At 58.4% G+C, this 17645-nt stretch carries 15 protein-coding genes and 1 pseudogene; 2 read left to right on the top strand and 14 right to left on the bottom strand.

Features of this window, described 5'->3' with window-relative positions:
* Positions 1-100: 100 nt before the first annotated feature.
* The 5 genes from ACFQDL_RS07915 to ACFQDL_RS07935 form a co-directional block, all read right to left on the bottom strand.
* On the bottom strand, positions 101-1030 hold the full coding sequence (locus ACFQDL_RS07915; protein ID WP_379908535.1) for a methylenetetrahydrofolate reductase: 930 nt from the start codon (positions 1028-1030) through the stop codon (positions 101-103).
* A 214-nt stretch (positions 1031-1244) separates the two neighbouring features.
* Positions 1245-2393 (bottom strand): glycine cleavage T C-terminal barrel domain-containing protein, encoded by a 1149-nt coding sequence (locus ACFQDL_RS07920; protein WP_379908536.1) that lies wholly within the window; start codon positions 2391-2393, stop codon positions 1245-1247.
* 1049 nt (positions 2394-3442) lie between these two features.
* The gene (locus ACFQDL_RS07925; protein WP_379908537.1) at positions 3443-4075 is read right to left on the bottom strand and encodes a LuxR C-terminal-related transcriptional regulator; all 633 of its coding nucleotides are present in this window, start codon (positions 4073-4075) and stop codon (positions 3443-3445) included.
* Positions 4076-4162: 87 nt separating this feature from the next.
* Positions 4163-5035 (bottom strand): formyltetrahydrofolate deformylase, encoded by an 873-nt coding sequence (gene purU / locus ACFQDL_RS07930; RefSeq protein ID WP_379908538.1) that lies wholly within the window; start codon positions 5033-5035, stop codon positions 4163-4165.
* Positions 5036-5172: 137 nt separating this feature from the next.
* The gene (locus ACFQDL_RS07935; RefSeq protein WP_379908539.1) at positions 5173-6321 is read right to left on the bottom strand and encodes a glycine cleavage T C-terminal barrel domain-containing protein; all 1149 of its coding nucleotides are present in this window, start codon (positions 6319-6321) and stop codon (positions 5173-5175) included.
* A gap of 772 nt (positions 6322-7093) precedes the next feature.
* Between ACFQDL_RS07935 and mutS the strand changes: the two genes are divergently transcribed.
* Positions 7094-9799 carry a DNA mismatch repair protein MutS gene (gene mutS / locus ACFQDL_RS07940; RefSeq protein ID WP_379908540.1) on the top strand — a complete coding sequence of 902 codons (2706 nt, stop codon included), beginning with the start codon at positions 7094-7096 and terminating at the stop codon, positions 9797-9799.
* Between the two features lie 42 nt (positions 9800-9841).
* Entirely contained in the window at positions 9842-10165 is a 324-nt protein-coding gene (gene fdxA / locus ACFQDL_RS07945; protein WP_379908541.1) for a ferredoxin FdxA, read from the top strand.
* An 80-nt stretch (positions 10166-10245) separates the two neighbouring features.
* Here fdxA and rpoS read toward each other — a convergent pair whose 3' ends face one another.
* The 9 genes and pseudogenes from rpoS to eno all read right to left on the bottom strand — a co-directional run bounded on the left by rpoS (position 10246) and on the right by eno (position 17574).
* Positions 10246-11286 (bottom strand): RNA polymerase sigma factor RpoS, encoded by a 1041-nt coding sequence (gene rpoS, locus ACFQDL_RS07950; protein WP_379908542.1) that lies wholly within the window; start codon positions 11284-11286, stop codon positions 10246-10248.
* Positions 11287-11334: 48 nt separating this feature from the next.
* Entirely contained in the window at positions 11335-11538 is a 204-nt protein-coding gene (locus ACFQDL_RS07955; protein WP_379908543.1) for a M23 family metallopeptidase, read from the bottom strand.
* 14 nt (positions 11539-11552) lie between these two features.
* On the bottom strand, positions 11553-12143 hold the full coding sequence (locus ACFQDL_RS07960) for a LysM peptidoglycan-binding domain-containing protein (protein WP_379908544.1): 591 nt from the start codon (positions 12141-12143) through the stop codon (positions 11553-11555).
* Between the two features lie 13 nt (positions 12144-12156).
* Positions 12157-13161: a DUF368 domain-containing protein gene (locus tag ACFQDL_RS07965; RefSeq protein WP_379908545.1), complete on the bottom strand. Its 1005-nt coding sequence runs from the start codon at positions 13159-13161 to the stop codon at positions 12157-12159.
* A gap of 158 nt (positions 13162-13319) precedes the next feature.
* On the bottom strand, positions 13320-13958 hold the full coding sequence (locus ACFQDL_RS07970; RefSeq protein ID WP_379912956.1) for a protein-L-isoaspartate(D-aspartate) O-methyltransferase: 639 nt from the start codon (positions 13956-13958) through the stop codon (positions 13320-13322).
* Between the two features lie 26 nt (positions 13959-13984).
* A pseudogene (surE, locus tag ACFQDL_RS07975) lies at positions 13985-14736 on the bottom strand (5'/3'-nucleotidase SurE).
* Complete coding sequence (gene truD / locus ACFQDL_RS07980) at positions 14729-15799, bottom strand: tRNA pseudouridine(13) synthase TruD (RefSeq protein WP_379908546.1); 1071 nt, start codon at positions 15797-15799, stop codon at positions 14729-14731. The pseudogene surE and the gene truD overlap by 8 nt, the downstream one beginning before the upstream one ends.
* A complete protein-coding gene (gene ftsB, locus ACFQDL_RS07985) occupies positions 15796-16077 on the bottom strand; it encodes a cell division protein FtsB (protein WP_379908547.1) in 282 nt (93 codons plus the stop codon). Before ftsB ends, truD begins: the two co-directional genes overlap by 4 nt.
* Positions 16078-16281: 204 nt before the next feature.
* Positions 16282-17574, bottom strand: coding sequence for a phosphopyruvate hydratase (gene eno, locus ACFQDL_RS07990; protein WP_379908548.1), 1293 nt, complete (start codon positions 17572-17574; stop codon positions 16282-16284).
* Between the last annotated feature and the right edge of the window lie 71 nt (positions 17575-17645).

The following is a 17645-nucleotide window of genomic DNA, read 5'->3' on the forward strand; positions in this document are numbered from 1 at the left end:
ATGCGGTGCAGCTCTATAAAACAACTGCGATCGCTCAGCCACGAAAAAAACAAACAGGAGTCTATCTAGGGGTTCCAGTACCGTTTTCCATTTCCTAACTTTAATTTGCCGAGGCCGACCGACCTGCAACCCCGCCATGTTCGGCAATCCAATTCGCATTGGCTTTAATACCGCCCAGCGGGAAGAAATGCACCTGCTCAACGCCGAAGCCTGGATTGCGCTCTTTGTAATTAGCAAGCTCAAGCAATATATCGGTAGGCTCGTAGGGCATAATTAACTTGGATACATCCTTGGCCCGGCGTTGTAAAACCCGCATACTGGGCCCCACGCCGCAAGACATGGCATATTTCATCAGGGTCTGGAGCTTGGCCGGTCCTGCCAGGCCCATATGGATTGGCAGATCAATCCCCTCGTCCGCTAGCCGGTTGGCCCAGGAGATCACCGGTGCGGCTTCGAAACAGAACTGGGTAGTGATCGCCAACTTCGCATCGGTCCGCTCGGAAAAAGCTCTTTTCCACCTCAAGGCTTGCATTACCAACCTGTCAGAACCATCCGGATCGATGTCGCGGTTTCCCTCAGGATGGCCAGCGACGTGCAGACGTTCGAAGTCATTAAAAAGTCCAGTCTCGATCAGTTGGATGGAACTATCGAATTCGCCAGCCGGAGTATTGAGGCCGCCGCCCAGGAGCAGTCCCTGTTTTACTCCCGCCTCGCCCTGATATTGTGCGATCCAATTAGCCAGCTCCGCACGATCCTTGATGACACGGGCAGGAAAATGCGGCATCACCGGAAATCCCTCATCGGCCAGGCGACGAGCGGTTCGGACCATATCCTCAATCGGCGTTCCGTCGATATGCGCAATATAGACGCGGGTACCTGCAGGCAGAATGTCACGAAAACTCTCCACCTTCTCGGCAGTCTTCGGCATGACCTCGATCGAATAGCCGCGAAGGATGTTCTCCAGTAGACGGGGTGCCTGCCCCTCTTTGCTGGCGTCCGTGGATTTACGAAGAAAAGAGAACAACCCCATAAAGTATCTCCTGTCAGCTGGCGGTCGGCCAGGCTCTGTTTTTATAATTTAAATGAGTGTCAGTTGGCACACAGGGTGTCCTCTTGCCCTTCGGCACGATGCCACCCTTATATTTTACCTCTGCCAGCTTTATTGAAAGCTCTGACCGAAGTCTGTGCACAAATAAGAGCCTGCGGTGATAGCGCACTATCACCGTGCGTTTCGCATGCGAAGATTAAGACGCCGCGATTTTCTTGTTAGGATCAAAGAACGGCCTTTCGACCACAGTGGCTGTTCTTGTACCATTAGGCAAATCAACTTCGAAAGTCGCCCCAAGGTCCGCAAAATCCGCCCCAACCATGGCCAGCGCAATGTTCTTCTCCAGACGCGGAGAGAACACGGCAGAAGTGACCTTGCCCACAGACTCACCGTCTTTTTCCAGCGCCCAGAATTTGGTGTTCGGACCCGACAGTGCCGGACCGTCGATAACCAGACCAACCTGCTTGCGTGATACACCTTCTTCACGGATACGTTTGAGGGCAGCCTTACCAATGAAGTCAGCCTCCATATCCAGCTCGACCAGTCGATCAAGACCTAGTTCATAGGGGTTGGTATTGATGTCCATATCGGCGTGGTAGGACAGCATTCCGCCCTCAATACGGCGGATTGTCGACGTATGGCCTGGCTTAAGACCAAACGGAGCACCTGCAGCCATGATCTTTTCCCACAGCTCGTCACCCTTCGAAGCATCCTGCAGATAGAGCTCATAACCCAGCTCGCTGGACCAGCCGGTCCGGGATACGATCAACGGAATACCGTCAAGGTCATACTCGCGCAGCCAGTAGTAGCGCAGATCGGTAATGCTGTCACCGAACAGCGCCTTCATGATTTCTCCGGACTTCGGACCCTGCAGCTGAAGCGGAGACACATCCGGTTCGCGAATCTGCACATCCAATCCAGAGTGGATAGCCACACCCTGCGCCCACAGCAAAATATCGCTGTCGGCCAGGGAGATCCAGAAGCGGTTTTCCTCGAGACGAAGCAGGATAGGATCGTTCAAGATCCCGCCCTCGGCGTTTGTGATCAGCACATATTTACACTGGCCCACAGCGCATTTTGAAAGATCTCGAGGCGTAAGCATTTGAACAAATTGTGCAGCATCAGGGCCAGTGATCTCGACCTGACGCTCTACCGCAACATCGCAGAGAATGGCGTCGTTTACCAGGTTCCAGAAATTTTGTTCGGGATTACCGAAATCGCGGGGGATATACATGTGGTTATACACAGAGAACCCGTTGGCGCCCCAACGCACGGTTGCGTCGAAATAAGGAGATTTACGGATCTGCGTCCCAAAGCCAAACTCTTTTTGTTCTTGCTTACTCATTTATTGATCCTCTTATTGTGCGGTCGCGTCCCTAGTCGTAACACTGCAGACAACTAAAAACGCTTGAACAAGGGAATGATATGAGGAACATGCCGAAGGCGGGGCCTAAACGAAGGCAACAAATATGGGAAACAGGACTATTTTTCTGTACGCTTTGGACCATTTAGACTATCCCATCCTGAGCAACTCGCAACCCTTTGATTTATAAAGGACTATACTGTGCTTCGAACAGGTGAAAATCCTTCGTTTTCACGCCTGACAACCCAAAACGTTGCAGAATCGTCAAGCTTGAAGCCCAAGAAGAAGACCACGGAGCCGCGGAACGACATGTCCAGGCCACGCTTGGGGGACATCGTCAATCCGGCCCATCCGCTGGTGCACCTGACTGACAACGGTCATAACGCCGAGGGACCACATGCCGGAGACGCGCTTCGCTGACCGTGGCTATGAGGGCTCAGACCTGGACGATGTCCGGGTGATCATCGCGGGTCAGAAGCAGGGCGTGCCGGAGTCTGAGAAGCATTGGATGTATTATTAACCCGGCGGGTTAATACATGAAACAGGGACGTTTCATCATTGGCCGCAGGCCAATGCAAACGCCACGGAAACCAGCATGTCCGCGCACCTGCGCCCGTTTCTGTGGCGTGACGTACCAATATATTTGTACGCCAGGTTAATAACAGACAGCTCAACAGCGTCGAATACAACGAGGAACGGCCCCACGAATCATTGGGCGATCTAACGCCTTGGGCCTTCCTAGCTCAACGTAACGTCCGGATTGACTCTAATAATTCCTGGCACTAAAACAGGGAGGTTTACACTGAAATCAGATGACACGATGCGACTGAGCTTTATTAATAATGTATGAACATGTATAAAGACAGCGGGGCGAATCTCGCCAGAAAAACTCGAAGAAGGATAAAGTGCAGGAAGCAGTGCCAGACACTACGTACCACCTGGCAAGTAAATAACTCGCCCAAGTGCGTTGGAAAGACTCTAAGTCATTAGAAACAGAACAACTGTAGCAGACCGTGTTTTTCGATGCCGGCTCATTCCATCTTCTGGATGCTTATTGCCAGACGGGTACGGTTATCCACGTTCAGTTTTCGGTAGATACTGGAAAGATGGCTCTTGATAGTGCTCTCCGTCAGGCACATCTGCAGTGCGATCTGCTTATTCCTCAAACCATCTTTGAGGTGTTTGAGCACATGCTTCTCCTTCTCGGACAGCAGGGTTGACCTATCCACCGGGCACTCCCGGTCTGGAGTGTTGATCCAGTAGCATTTGTCATTTTCGGGGTGCAAAAAGCTACCCTTGAGTACCGAGCAAAGGGCTTCACTCAACTTGTCCAACGACGAGGACTTCAGTACAACACCACTAGCGCCACTGAGATATGCCTCGCGTACAAAATTGCTGCTCGCCACGTCGGCCAGAATCAGTACAGGCAACTCAACGTGACTGGTCAGCAGCCTTTCCAGTTGTCGAAAATGGCCCAGTTCCGGCAGACAATCGTCCAACACCAACAAGTCCGCGTTTTGGATGCGCGCCAAGGTTTCCTGTACCTCACTCCATGCCTCGACTTCCCAAAAGATACAATCCAAACCAGCATTTTGCAGCGCGATCTGGATTCCAAGGCGATAGATTGGTGAGCGATCAGCTATCAAAACATTTAACTTAGTCAAAGCCACCCCCTCATTAAAAAAACGGATCGCCCGGTTACCGGAGCGATCCGTTTTCAGATCTAGAAGAACACCGTATTGAGGCGTAGATTAGTGGCCCGGGAAGACGATAGTTTTATTGCCGTTAAGGAAGCAACGTCGCTCAACATGCATCTTAATCGCCTTTGCAAGTGCGAGGCGCTCGGTATCACGTCCTTTTGCTACCAAGCGGTCCGGCGTATAGGTGTGATCCACCGGCTCCACTCCCTGGGTAATGATCGGACCTTCGTCCAGGTCTTTACTTACGTAATGTGCGGTGGCCCCTACCAGTTTCACACCTTTTTCATAAGCCTGGTGATAAGGCTTGGCGCCTTTGAATCCCGGCAGCAGCGAGTGGTGGATATTGATGGCACGTCCGTGCAATTTTTTGCACATATCGTCGGACAGTACCTGCATGTAGCGAGCCAGGACAACCAAGTCCGCATCGACTTTCTGGATGATATCCCATATCGCGGCTTCCTGCTGCGGTTTGGTTTCCGCAGTAATGGGCAGGTGGTAATACGGGATATTGTACCACTCAGCCAGTCGTTTCAGGTCCGGGTGGTTGGATATGATAGCCGGAATCTCGATATTGAGCGCACCGATACTGTGGCGATGTAGAATATCCTGCAAACAGTGATCATACTTTGATACAAGAATCACCACTTTGTCCGGAGTCGAAGAATCCCGCAGATCCCACACCGCGTCAAAGGCTTCAGCCCGATCGCCAAACTGGCTCCGGAGGCTTTCTTCAGCCAACTCACCGGCACCTATGTAACGGAACTCTACACGGAAGAAGAAGCGTTCAACATCATCGTCGTCAAAAGTGTGTATTTCATACGCATAACACTCGTGCTTGTACAAGCATCCGATTATCAGGTCGAGCACACCCAGTTTGCTAGCTGAGCTTCCGCTAAGGATATAGGTTTTTTCATTTGCGTTCATAACACTTGGTCCTTTAATCAATTCATTCGCCAGCTTACGCTTCAGTAGATATTGGCTTTGGATAAACCCAAGCTCAAATATCTACTGAGGGGCATTAGACTTAAATCTTTTATTAATCGCTCTTATATATACTAAGATTAAGACGCTGCGATTTTCTTGTTAGGGTCAAAGAACGGCCTTTCGACCACAGTGGCTGCTCTTTTACCATTAGGCATATCAACTTCGAAAGTCGTCCCAAGGTCCGCAAAATCCGCCCCAACCATGGCCAGCGCAATGTTCTTCTCCAGACGCGGAGAGAACACGGCAGAAGTGACCTTGCCCACAGACTCACCGTCTTTTTCCAGCGCCCAGAATTTGGTGTTCGGACCCGACAGTGCCGGACCGTCGATAACCAGACCAACCTGCTTGCGTGATACACCTTCTTCACGGATACGTTTGAGGGCAGCCTTACCAATGAAGTCAGCCTCCATATCCAGCTCGACCAGTCGATCAAGACCTAGTTCATAGGGGTTGGTATTGATGTCCATATCGGCGTGGTAGGACAGCATTCCGCCCTCAATACGGCGGATTGTCGACGTATGGCCTGGCTTAAGACCAAACGGAGCACCTGCAGCCATGATCTTTTCCCACAGCTCGTCACCCTTCGAAGCATCCTGCAGATAGAGCTCATAACCCAGCTCGCTGGACCAGCCGGTCCGGGATACGATCAACGGAATACCGTCAAGGTCATACTCGCGCAGCCAGTAGTAGCGCAGATCGGTAATGCTGTCACCGAACAGCACCTTCATGATTTCTCCGGACTTCGGACCCTGCAGCTGAAGCGGAGACACATCCGGTTCGCGGATCTGCACATCCAATCCAGAGTGGATAGCCACACCCTGCGCCCACAGCAAAATATCGCTGTCGGCCAGGGAGATCCAGAAGCGGTTTTCCTCGAGACGAAGCAGGATAGGATCGTTCAAGATCCCGCCCTCGGCGTTTGTGATCAGCACATATTTACACTGGCCCACAGCGCATTTTGAAAGATCTCGAGGCGTAAGCATTTGAACAAATTGTGCAGCATCAGGGCCAGTGATCTCGACCTGACGCTCTACCGCAACATCGCAGAGAATGGCGTCGTTTACCAGGTTCCAGAAATTTTGTTCGGGATTACCGAAATCGCGGGGGATATACATGTGGTTATACACAGAGAACCCGTTGGCGCCCCAACGCACGGTTGCGTCGAAATAAGGAGATTTACGGATCTGCGTCCCAAAGCCAAACTCTTTTTGTTCTTGCTTACTCATTTATTCATCCTCTTATTGTGCGGTCGCGTCCCTAGTCGTAACACTGCAGACAACTAAAAACGCTTGAACAAGGGAATGATATGAGGAACATGCCGAAGGCGGGGCCTAAACGAAGGCAACAAAAATGGGAAACAGGACTATTTTTCTGCGCCCTTTAGCCCGTTTAGACTACGGCCAGACAAAGGACCGAATAGCGCCGACTGTGCATACGCTCGACCACCCAAATGCAGGCAACGGGATGGATGCCTCCCCCCCCCCCCCCAATCCGCCGTCATTGCAGTGAACTGGGGGTGTGAAGATCCAACTGCCTATCCGTCGAATCGGCATCAAAGTACGAGATTGAGAGCCTTTGTTGACCGGGTGCCTGTAGATTTGAAGAGATACATACTCAGAATGTGACTGCCCCTGCTGTCCGAAGCCCCCATGTTCGTTGTGCGATCGCCGCTTGCCCTCCACGCAAGGTATGAGCCTTGATCGATATTGTCCTCGAGTGATTTGTCCGAGATCCAGTCACGCTTGGTGGCTATGATGGACGCCCTCGCCCATGCCAAGCTTTTCTCGAGTCCGCTTCAAGAGAAATTACGAAGTCACGAATCATCCATTTCTCCTGACGCCTTGATTGAAAGCGCACCCGCAAAGGACAGCGACTAGCTGTTGCTCCCTCCCCCGCTTCGAATCCCCCGCCGAATCACGTAAAATGCCTGCCTCGTCACATCCGCAACCCCGGCCGCCGCCTCGCGGCAGCCGCCCAAGCCCGGTCCCGATTCGTCCCATGAGCATTTTGCCCAGCAATTTCGAACAACACACACCCATGATGCAGCAGTACCTGCGCCTGAAGGCGCAGCACCCGGACCAGTTGCTGTTCTACCGCATGGGCGATTTCTACGAACTCTTCTACGACGATGCGAAGAAGGCCGCGGAATTGCTGAATATCTCGCTGACCGCGCGCGGCAAGTCCGGCGGCAATCCGATTCCGATGGCCGGGATTCCCTACCATTCGGCCGACGGTTATATTGCCAAGATCGTGCGCGCCGGGGAATCGGTGGCGATCTGCGAGCAGATCGGTGACCCGGCGACCACCAAGGGGCCGGTCGAGCGCAAGGTGATGCGCATCGTCACGCCGGGCACCCTGACCGACGAGTCGCTGCTCGACGAGCACCGCGACAACCTGCTCGTGGCGCTGGAGCAGCATCAGGACAATATCGGCATCGCCATTCTCGATCTCAGCGCCGGCCGTTTCAGCCTGATGCAGGTCGAGGGCGGCGAGGGGCTGCGCGCCGAGCTCGAGCGCCTGAAGCCGGCCGAGATCCTCTACAACGAGGACAGCCAGCTGGCGCCGTTGCTCGAGCAGCACAAGGGGCAGCGGCCCCAGGCGCCCTGGCATTTCGAGTTCGATACCGCCCAGCGGCTGCTGTGCCAGCAGTTCAACACCCACGATCTGTCGGGTTTCGGCTGCGACCATCTGCCGGTCGCGCTGGCCGCCGCAGGCTGCCTGCTTCAGTACGCCCGCGATACCCAACGCAGTGCTCTGCCCCATATCCGTCGTATCCAGGTCGAACAGCAGAACGACAGTGTACTGCTCGATGCCGCGACCCGACGCAATCTCGAGATCGACCTGAACCTGGGCGGCGGGCGCGAGAACACCCTGGCGGCGGTGCTCGACAAGGCACGCACGGCCATGGGCAGCCGGCTGCTGCGGCGCTGGCTGAACCGACCGCTGCGCTGTCGCAACACCCTGCTGGCACGCCAGCAGTCGATCAACTGGCTGCAGCTCGACTATCGCTTCGAGGATGTCGCACCGCCGCTGAAGCAGATTGGCGATATCGAGCGCATCCTGTCACGGGTTGCGCTGCGCTCGGCGCGGCCGCGGGATCTGGAGCGATTGAAAAACGCCCTCAATGTATTGCCGGAACTGCAGTCCCTGATTCAGGACAGCGACTGCCCCCATATCGGCGACCTGGCCACCCAGATCGCCGAGTTCCCGGGCCTGGCCGGACTGTTGTCGCGGGCGGTGATCGACAATCCGCCGGTGGTGATACGCGACGGCGGCGTCATCGCCGAGGGCTATGACAGCGAACTCGACGAGCTGCGCTCGATCAGCGAGAACGCCGGAGACTATCTGGTGCAGATCGAAACCCGTGAACGGGAAACGACCGGCATCAGCACGCTGAAAGTCGGTTACAACCGGGTCCACGGCTACTACATCGAGATATCCAAGGCCCAGGCCAAAGACGTGCCGGTCGACTATATCCGTCGTCAGACGCTGAAGAACGCCGAGCGCTTCATTACCCCGGAGCTGAAAGAGTTCGAGGACAAGGCGCTGAGCGCCAAGAGCCGGGCGCTGGCGCGGGAGAAGGCCCTGTACGAAGAACTGGTCGAAACCCTGGCCGAGCAGCTAGCGCCGCTGCAGGACAGCGCCGCCGCCATCGCCGAACTCGATGTACTGAACAACCTGGCCGAACGGGCCCTGAGCCTGAACTTCAGCGCCCCGGCCCTGACCGAGGAACCGGGCCTGCTGATCGAGGGCGGCCGCCACCCAGTGGTCGAAGCGGTGATGGACGAGCCCTTCGTCGCCAACGATCTGCAGCTCGATCCGGAACGGCGTATGCTGATCATCACCGGACCGAACATGGGCGGTAAGTCGACCTACATGCGCCAGGCCGCGCTGATCACCCTGCTGGCCCATATCGGCAGCTATGTACCGGCCGCCGCGGCCCGGATCGGCATCGTCGACCGCATCTTCACGCGCATGGGTTCGTCGGACGACCTCGCGGGCGGGCGCTCGACCTTCATGGTCGAGATGACCGAAACCGCCAACATCCTCCACAACGCCAGCCACCAGAGCCTGGTGCTGATGGACGAGGTCGGCCGCGGCACCAGTACCTTCGACGGCCTGTCGCTGGCCTGGTCCTGTGCCCGTCACCTGGCCGACGAGGTCGGTGCCCTGACGCTGTTCGCGACCCATTATTTCGAGCTGACCAGTCTGCCGGAACAGTCGCCTGGGGTGTACAACGTGCACCTGACGGCGGTGGAACACAACGATCATATCGTCTTCATGCACGAGGTCAGGGAAGGCCCCGCGAGCCAGAGCTATGGCCTGCAGGTGGCGCAGCTGGCCGGCATTCCCAAAAGCGTGATCCAGCAGGCGCGCGCCAAGCTGATCGGGTTGGAGCAGGAGTCGAGCCAGTTGCTGCAGCGCGGCAGCTCGCCGGCACCGGTGCAGAACGATCTGTTCGTGCAGCCGGCCGAGCCGGACCCGGCGCTGATGCGCCTCGAAGAGATCGACCCGGACGACCTGACACCGCGCCAGGCGCTGGAGGCGTTGTACGAGCTTAAACGGCTCTGCGGGGGTAGGTGGAGCGCCGTACCCGCAGGGCTCTTCCCCGGTGCTAACAGTCCCGGCGCGGTGCCAACCCCATTCGCCGGGAGGAAGTGCCCTTGGGGTGCCCGGCTCCTACGCAAACGAAGCCCAGGCTGATCTATACTTCAGCGCAAACCCGACAGTCAGGAGAGCCGTACCATGACCTATGTCGTTACCGAGAACTGCATTCGGTGCAAATACACGGATTGTGTGGAGGTCTGCCCGGTCGACTGCTTTTACGAAGGGCCCAACTTTCTGGTGATCCACCCGGACGAGTGCATCGACTGCGGCCTGTGCGAGCCCGAATGCCCGGCCGATGCGATTCTGCACGAGGACGACCTCGCCGACGAGCAGCAACCCTATGTCGAGCTGAATGCGGAACTGGCGGAGGTCTGGCCCAACATCACCGAACGCAAGGCCCCGCTCGACGACGCCGAGGAGTGGAACGGCAAAGAGGACAAGCTGAAGTACTTGGAGCGATGAATCGTGGGAGCGGCGCCTCGCCGCGAACCGGTGATGGCACCTTGTTCGCGGCGAGGCGCCGCTCCCACGGAGAGATGGCGCTATTTCAAAAGGTCTTCGCCGGTCAGGCCGTTCTTCTCGACGATCTCGCGCAGCTTGCGCAGCGCCTCGACCTGGATCTGACGCACCCGCTCGCGGGTCAGGCCAATTTCGCTGCCGACCTCTTCGAGGGTGCTCATCTCGTAACCGCGCAGCCCAAAACGGCGCGACAGCACTTCGGCATGCTTGTCGGGCAGTGCATTGAGCCATTTTTCGAGGTTGCCGCTGATATTGGTGCTCTGCAGCAGGGTCGCGGGATCGGAGTTTTCCTGGTCGGGGATGGTATCGAGCAGCGACTTGTCGTAGTCCTTGCCGACCGGAATGTCGACCGAGCTGATGCGCTCGTTCAGTCCGAGCATCCGTTCCACCGTTTCCACCGGTTTGTCCACCTTGGCGGCGATCTCTTCGGCCGATGGCTCGTGGTCCAGCTTTTGCGCCAGCTCGCGGGCGACCCGCAGATAGACGTTCAGCTCCTTGACCACATGGATCGGCAGGCGGATGGTGCGCGTCTGGTTCATGATCGCGCGTTCGATGGTCTGACGGATCCACCAGGTGGCATAGGTCGAAAAGCGGAAACCGCGTTCGGGGTCGAACTTCTCGACCGCGCGGATCAGGCCGAGATTGCCTTCCTCGATAAGGTCGAGCAGCGACAGACCGCGATTGAGATAGCGCCGGGCGATCTTGACCACCAGCCGCAGATTGCTCTCGATCATGCGCTTGCGCGAGGCCTCGCAGCCCTTCAGTGCCAGCCGGGAGTAATAGACCTCTTCCTCGGCCGTCAGAAGCGGCGAGAAACCGATCTCGTTCAGATACAGTTGCGTCGCATCCAGCGACTTGGCGTTCATCAGGTCCTTGTGAGCGAGACTGCCTCGCCCGCGTCCGCTGTTGAGAAACTCAGGCTCCTGATCGTCATCGGCGCTGTCCGGATCATCGTCATCGCTGGCGCTGCTCTCGACCGCGTCTTCACTGGCGTCATCGTCATCGAAATCACGCTCGAAAACGCCCTCTGACACCTCATAATCCTTGTTGTCAACGTTTTCCATACACCCAACCCCACTGCCTGTCTGGCACTGCTTTGTTGTTATAATTCGCTAGCGCTGTGGTAAGAACTGCAACGGATCAACCGGCTGCCCATCCTGTCGGATCTCAAAATGGAGCATGTTCCCTGTTGCCCCGCTGCTGCCAATTTCGGCGATCTTGTCGCCGCCATTAACCATATCATTTTCCTTCACGAGTACGCGACTGTTATGCGCGTAGGCGCTGAGGAACTCTTGATTATGGTTGATGATGACCAAATTTCCATATCCCCTCAAGCCGTCACCGGCATAAACAACCCGCCCCCGCCGGCCGCCCGCACCGGATCACCGGCCTTGCCGGCAATATTGATGCCCTTGGTGCCGGAATTCGAAAAACGGCTCAGCAGAGGCCCGTCTGCCGGCCAGCGCCACTGCAGCCGAGCCGACGCCGCCGCTACAGTCTTTGATGGCAGAGGCCCGTCGCTTGTTCCGGCAGCTTTCGCGGCGGGTACCTGCGGCGTCTTTGTGCCGACAGGTTTGGCTGCCCTGGCAGGCGGCTTGACAGGCTCCGCACGAGCGAGACTAGCGTCACGGGATGATGTTTTGGTGACAGCGGCCGCCGCTGTCCTGAGCTTCAGCTTCTGGCCGACGTAGATCAGATAGCGGGAATCGATCCTGTTGATACGCGCCAGCTCGCGGTAATCGAGGTTGTAGCGCCAGGCGATGGAGTACAGGGTATCGCCGGACTTGACGACATAGACGCCGGAGTCCGGCAACGGACGGCTGTTGATGGAGCGCTCGGAAACGGGAGCATAGCCGCCGCCGCAGGCCGCAAGCCCGAGCATGACGACCAGCAGAAGTATCCCTCTTCCGAAGTCCCGCATCAGCCGCTCCCGATCATGAATGCCCGGACCTGCCGTAGCGGTCGAGCAGCACCACCAGCGCCGCCCCAAGCAGCATCAGTCCGAGCGCCCCGGCCAGATAGGGTTCCTGACCGGTCAGCATCTGATAGCTGTCCGGCAGGACGTTTTCCTGCGCCAGCGGAACCTCGCTGCCGTGGCCGTTGATGGTATAGGCGGTGGTGTACTTCCAGGGCCATACCTTGTTCAGGGAACCGAGCAGCACACCGCCGAGCAATGCCAGGGTCGTGGTGCGGTGATGACTGAAAGCCCAGTCCAGCACCCGGGCGAAGGCCAGCAAGCCGATGATGGCGCCGCAGGCAAAGAGCCCCAGGTTGCCGAACTGGAACTGCTGCACCGCCGTCATCACCGGCGTGTACATGCCCAGCAGCAGCAGAATGAAGCTGCCGGAAATACCCGGCAGTATCATCGCGCAGATCGCGACCATACCGCAGAAGAAGAACGCCACCGGCGTGGCATCGAGAGTCGACGGCGCCAGCTGAGTCACCGCATAGGCCAGGACCGCCCCGGTGGCGAAGGAAACCAGCATGCTGCTGCGCCAGGCATCGATATGACGGCACAGGCTCCAGGTCGAAGCCACGATCAGGCCGAAAAAGAAGGCCCAGAGCAGCTCCGGATAGGCCCCGAGCAGATAAAGCACCAGATGGGACAGGCTCAGCAGACTCAGCAGAATGCCGCTCACCAGTACCAGCAGGAAATTGCCGTTGACGTGCTGCCAGGCGGCACGCGGCCCCCGGCGGAAGAGCAGCCGCAGCGCATCTAGATCGAACTGGCGCAGCGAATGGATCAGCTCCTCGTAGATACCGGTGATGAAGGCAATCGTACCTCCCGATACCCCGGGCACGGCATCCGCCGCCCCCATCAGCATGCCCTTGACGACCAGCAACAGGTGTTCCAACCCATTACGCGACTGCTTCATGGTACTCCCCAGCGTATGGCTCGACTGCGCCCCTGCCGGCGCGCTATCTTTCAGACTCTGCATCACTTCGCCCCTACGTCGATCTTGAATCCGCATGTCACTGCACCCACACCGACGTCAGGCGCATGACAGGCGGCTCCGGAGGCAATGGGACTTTTGCGAGCGGTCAATGGTTCCATCAATACCGTCGATTGCAGGCACCCTGCGGGCTTCTGCCGCCCTCAGCGAACGGTGCCGCCGACCAGTGGCACGAACTTCACGGTCTGCAGAACTTCGGTTTCGAACTGCTCATCGCCGATACGACGAATACGCTTGAGTTCCTGACCATGACTGCCGCCAACCGGAATCACCAGCCGGCCGCCGATCGCCAGCTGCGCCAGCAGGTCCTCGGGCACCGACTCGGGCGCCGCCGTGACCATGATGCCATCGAACGGCGCCTGCGCCGGCCAACCCATGCCGCCATCGCTGTGACGCATCTGCACATTGTGCAGCTTCAGCAGATTCATCCGCTTACGTGCCTTTTCCTGCAGCGGCCTTATACGCTCGAGGCTGAATACCTGGGTCGCCAGCACGGCCAGGATCGCGGTCTGATAACCTGAGCCGGTGCCGACCTCAAGTACCCGCTGGCAGGGCCCCTCCTCCAGAAGCAACTCGGTCATGCGGGCAACGATAAAGGGCTGAGAGATGGTCTGGTTGAAACCGATCGGCAGCGCCGTGTCCTCGTAGGCACGATGGGACAGCGCTTCGTCTATGAAAATATGCCGCGGCGTGTCGCGGATCACCTCGAGCACCGCCTCGTTGGCGATACCCTGCTCGCGCAGCCGGCTCACCAGCCGCTCGCGGGTGCGCCTCGAGGTCATGCCGATGCCCTGCAGATTCACGTCGCTCACTGCAGATCCTCTAACCAGGAGGCCAGATTGTCCATGCCGGAATACTGGGTCATGTCGATCTGGAGCGGCGTGATGGACACGTAGTGCTCGTCGATGGCGAAGAAGTCGGTACCGGGATCGCGGTCGGCGATCTTGCCGGCACCGGCAACCCAGTAGCGCGTGCAGCCCCGGGGGTCGACGCTCGCCACCGGGCCACTCGCCATCTCCCGGTGACCAAGGCGGGTGACATGAACCCCTTGATCTGATCCATCGGCAGATCGGGCACATTGACATTGAGGATGCTGCGCGGCGCCAGATTCAGATGCCCAATATCGCGCACCAACATTGCCGCGACCTGGGCCGCCGACCTGTAATGTTCCGGATGATAGCTGGCCAGCGACACGGCAATCGGCGGCAGCGACATCGACCGCCCCTCCATCGCCGCCGCAACGGTACCGGAGTAAATGACATCGTCGCCGAGATTGGCACCGGCATTGATGCCGGACACCACCAGGTCCGGCACCATGCCGAAGATTCCGGAGACGCCCATGTGAACGCAGTCGGTCGGCGTACCATTGAGGCTGATAAAGCCGTTGTGGTGCGTATGGGCCTCCAGGGGCCGGTCCAGGGTCAGTGAATTGCTGGCGCCGCTGCGATTGCGGTCCGGCGCGATGACCTGAATTTCGGCGACCTCGCCAATGGCTTCCGCCAGTGCCGCAAGCCCGGGCGCGTAGACGCCATCATCATTGGATATCAGTACTTTAATCATCTGTGCTCAGGCCTCCCGCGACGCGGGATACAGAAACATGACACAACTCCCTCAGCACACTGGTGGCGAAAGCACCGGCCGGAAGCTCGAATTCGATCCAGCATTGTCGATCAGATTCGCGTTCCATCGCAAGCCCCTGCGGCCGCAACCGCAATGCACGGCGTTCAGAACGCATCCCCAGTTGCACCAGATCATCGATCAGCCACTGCCAGGGAGCCAGCGTCCGGCTTTCCCACTCCAGCGCCTCGCCGTCCAGCAACTGCCCGGCCGCACCCGGCAGCGGTCCGGTCAGGTCAAGGTCGCCCGATGCCAGTCGCGCATCGAGCCCCGCCGCATCGGGCGTGGCACCGAAGCAGCTGTGACTGCCGTCGAGCATCAGCACATCGCCGGGCAGTATCCGCGACCAGAGCCCCTGCTCGATACGCGTGGACAGCAGCCGGTTGAACAACCAGGAGCGCACCGCCGACAGGTAAAGCCCCTTCTTGTGCCGCTGACGCTCCTTCAGCTCGCCGCGGATCAGCGCCAGCCCCTTGTCGAGGTTGCCGAAATCGAAGCCGAAACGCTGCTCACCGAAATAGTTCGGCACACCGGCCGCCAGCAACGTAAAGCGGGCCTCGAGGCCGTCCATATCGCTGACGTCACGCAGGCGCAGCCGGAATCGGTTGCCGCGCAGCACGCCCAGGCGCAGCTTGCGCGGATGCCGTACCGCCTTCAGCACTTCGATGCTGTCGCCGCCGAACAGCTGCCAGTTGAGATTACGGTGCACACCCAAACGTACGCTGAACCACTGTTCGGTCAGCGCGTGACGGTCCTTCTTGCCGGCGTAACCGACCTCCCGTGGAGACACCTGACAGAAGCGCGCCAGCTGGCGGGCGACCCAGTCGGTGTTCTCGCCGCTCTTGCGGATATAGAGAAAAACATGTTCGCCCTCGCCCTCGGGTTCGAAACCGAGCTGCTCGACGACCTGAAAGTCGGCGTTCTCATGGCGGATGGAGGCTGAAACGGACGGTTCGCCGTTGAGCCAGGCGAAATGGCGGGAAAAGTCGTGACTGTCTGAATTCATTGACGGGGTTCGATGAGCTGAATGAAGGTTTCGTCCTCGCGGATCATGCCCATCTCGCTGCGGGCCCGCTCCTCGAGCGCGGCCAGGCCCTGCTTAAGGTCCTGCACTTCGGCCTCCAGCTGGCGATTGCGTTCAAGCAGTTTCTCGTTGGCCTGCTGTTGCTCGCTGATGGCCTCTTTCAGCGCCAGGATTTCGCGCAGGTTGGCCTCGCCGAACCAGAGACGGTACTGCAGTCCGACCAGCATCAGTAACAGAAAAACGACGACCCAGCGATACAAGTGGGACTCCAGCCAAGATTAATTCGTCAAGCCGCAGGGGCTATCCGAATTCGTAGGGTGCGGGTAAGCGAAGCGCACCGCACCGTCCTTGCAGCGGTGCGGTTCGCGTTGCTCACCAGCACCCTACAGCAATCTTCCGACAAGGTGCCAACAGAGAAAAAGCTACAAGCTGCAAGCCGGCTTGCAGCTTGTAGCTTGTGCGGCTTACTGCCCCTTGATCTCTTTGAGACCGTTGTAGACGGCCTTTTCACCCAGCTCCTGCTCGATACGCAGCAGGCGGTTGTACTTGGCGACACGGTCGGAGCGGCACAGCGAACCGGTCTTGATCTGACCGGCGGCGGTACCGACCGCCAGATCCGCGATGGTGGTATCTTCGGTCTCGCCGGAGCGGTGGGAGATCACGGCAGTGTAACCGGCGTCCTTGGCCATCTTGATCGCATCCAGGGTCTCGGACAGCGAGCCGATCTGGTTGAACTTGATCAGGATGGAGTTGCCGACACCCTTCTCGATGCCTTCCTTGAGGATCCTGGTGTTGGTGACGAAGAGGTCGTCGCCGACCAGCTGCACCTTGGTGCCGATCTTGTTGGTCAGGTAAGCCCAGCCCGCCCAGTCGGACTCGTCCAGACCGTCTTCGATCGAGACGATCGGGTAGGTTTCGGTCAGCTGTGCCAGGAAGTCGCTGAAGCCTTCGGCGTCGAAGACCTTGCCTTCGCCGGCCAGGTCGTACTTGCCGTCCTTGTAAAACTCGGACGCGGCGCAGTCCAGCGCCAGGGTGACGTCCTTGCCGAGCGCGTAACCGGCCTTCTCGACCGCTTCGCGGATCACCACCAGGGCTTCCTCGTTGGACCCCAGGTTCGGCGCGAAACCGCCTTCGTCACCGACAGCGGTGTTCAGGCCGCGGGCCTTGAGCACGGCTTTCAGCGCGTGGAAGATCTCGGCACCGCAGCGCAGGGCTTCGGCGAAGCTCGGGCTGCCGACCGGCTGCACCATGAACTCCTGGATGTCGACGTTGTTGTCGGCATGTTCGCCACCGTTGAGGATGTTCATCATCGGCACCGGCATCGAATACTGACCGGAGGTGCCGTTCAGCTCGGCGATGTGCGCGTACAGCGGAATACCTTTCTCGGTGGCTGCGGCCTTGGCGGCGGCCAGCGACACCGCCAGGATGGCGTTGGCGCCAAACTGCGACTTGTTCTCGGTGCCGTCGAGTTCCAGCATCTTGTTGTCCAGCGTACGCTGGTCAGCTGCATCGAACCCGATCAGGGCTTCGCGGATCGGGCCGTTGACGGCGGCGACCGCCTTCAGCACGCCCTTGCCCAGGTAACGGGACTTGTCGCCGTCACGCAGTTCGAGCGCTTCGCGGGATCCGGTCGAGGCGCCGGACGGCGCGCAGGCGCTGCCGATTACGCCGGAAGCCAGAATCACATCGGCTTCGACGGTCGGGTTGCCGCGCGAATCCAGTACCTCGCGCGCCTTGATATCTGCAATCTGTGCCATTCGGATCAAACTCCAAGTTTCTATAATCGAAAGGGTCAAAAACCCGAAGCGGGACTTCGGGCCTGCAGCTC

This window comes from Marinobacterium aestuariivivens (assembly GCF_042661465.1).
GTDB lineage: Bacteria > Pseudomonadota > Gammaproteobacteria > Pseudomonadales > Balneatricaceae > Marinobacterium_A > Marinobacterium_A aestuariivivens.

Coding starts and splice junctions, on each gene's coding strand:
- ACFQDL_RS07970 (WP_379912956.1), bottom strand. CDS start 13,958: ATGACCTCGAGGCGCACCCGCGAGCGGCTGGTGAGCCGGCTGCGCGAG.
- ACFQDL_RS07915 (WP_379908535.1), bottom strand. CDS start 1,030: ATGGGGTTGTTCTCTTTTCTTCGTAAATCCACGGACGCCAGCAAAGAG.
- ACFQDL_RS07920 (WP_379908536.1), bottom strand. CDS start 2,393: ATGAGTAAGCAAGAACAAAAAGAGTTTGGCTTTGGGACGCAGATCCGT.
- truD (WP_379908546.1), bottom strand. CDS start 15,799: ATGAATTCAGACAGTCACGACTTTTCCCGCCATTTCGCCTGGCTCAAC.
- ACFQDL_RS07965 (WP_379908545.1), bottom strand. CDS start 13,161: ATGCAGAGTCTGAAAGATAGCGCGCCGGCAGGGGCGCAGTCGAGCCAT.
- purU (WP_379908538.1), bottom strand. CDS start 5,035: ATGAACGCAAATGAAAAAACCTATATCCTTAGCGGAAGCTCAGCTAGC.
- eno (WP_379908548.1), bottom strand. CDS start 17,574: ATGGCACAGATTGCAGATATCAAGGCGCGCGAGGTACTGGATTCGCGC.
- fdxA (WP_379908541.1), top strand. CDS start 9,842: ATGACCTATGTCGTTACCGAGAACTGCATTCGGTGCAAATACACGGAT.
- ACFQDL_RS07960 (WP_379908544.1), bottom strand. CDS start 12,143: ATGCGGGACTTCGGAAGAGGGATACTTCTGCTGGTCGTCATGCTCGGG.
- ACFQDL_RS07935 (WP_379908539.1), bottom strand. CDS start 6,321: ATGAGTAAGCAAGAACAAAAAGAGTTTGGCTTTGGGACGCAGATCCGT.
- mutS (WP_379908540.1), top strand. CDS start 7,094: ATGAGCATTTTGCCCAGCAATTTCGAACAACACACACCCATGATGCAG.
- rpoS (WP_379908542.1), bottom strand. CDS start 11,286: ATGGAAAACGTTGACAACAAGGATTATGAGGTGTCAGAGGGCGTTTTC.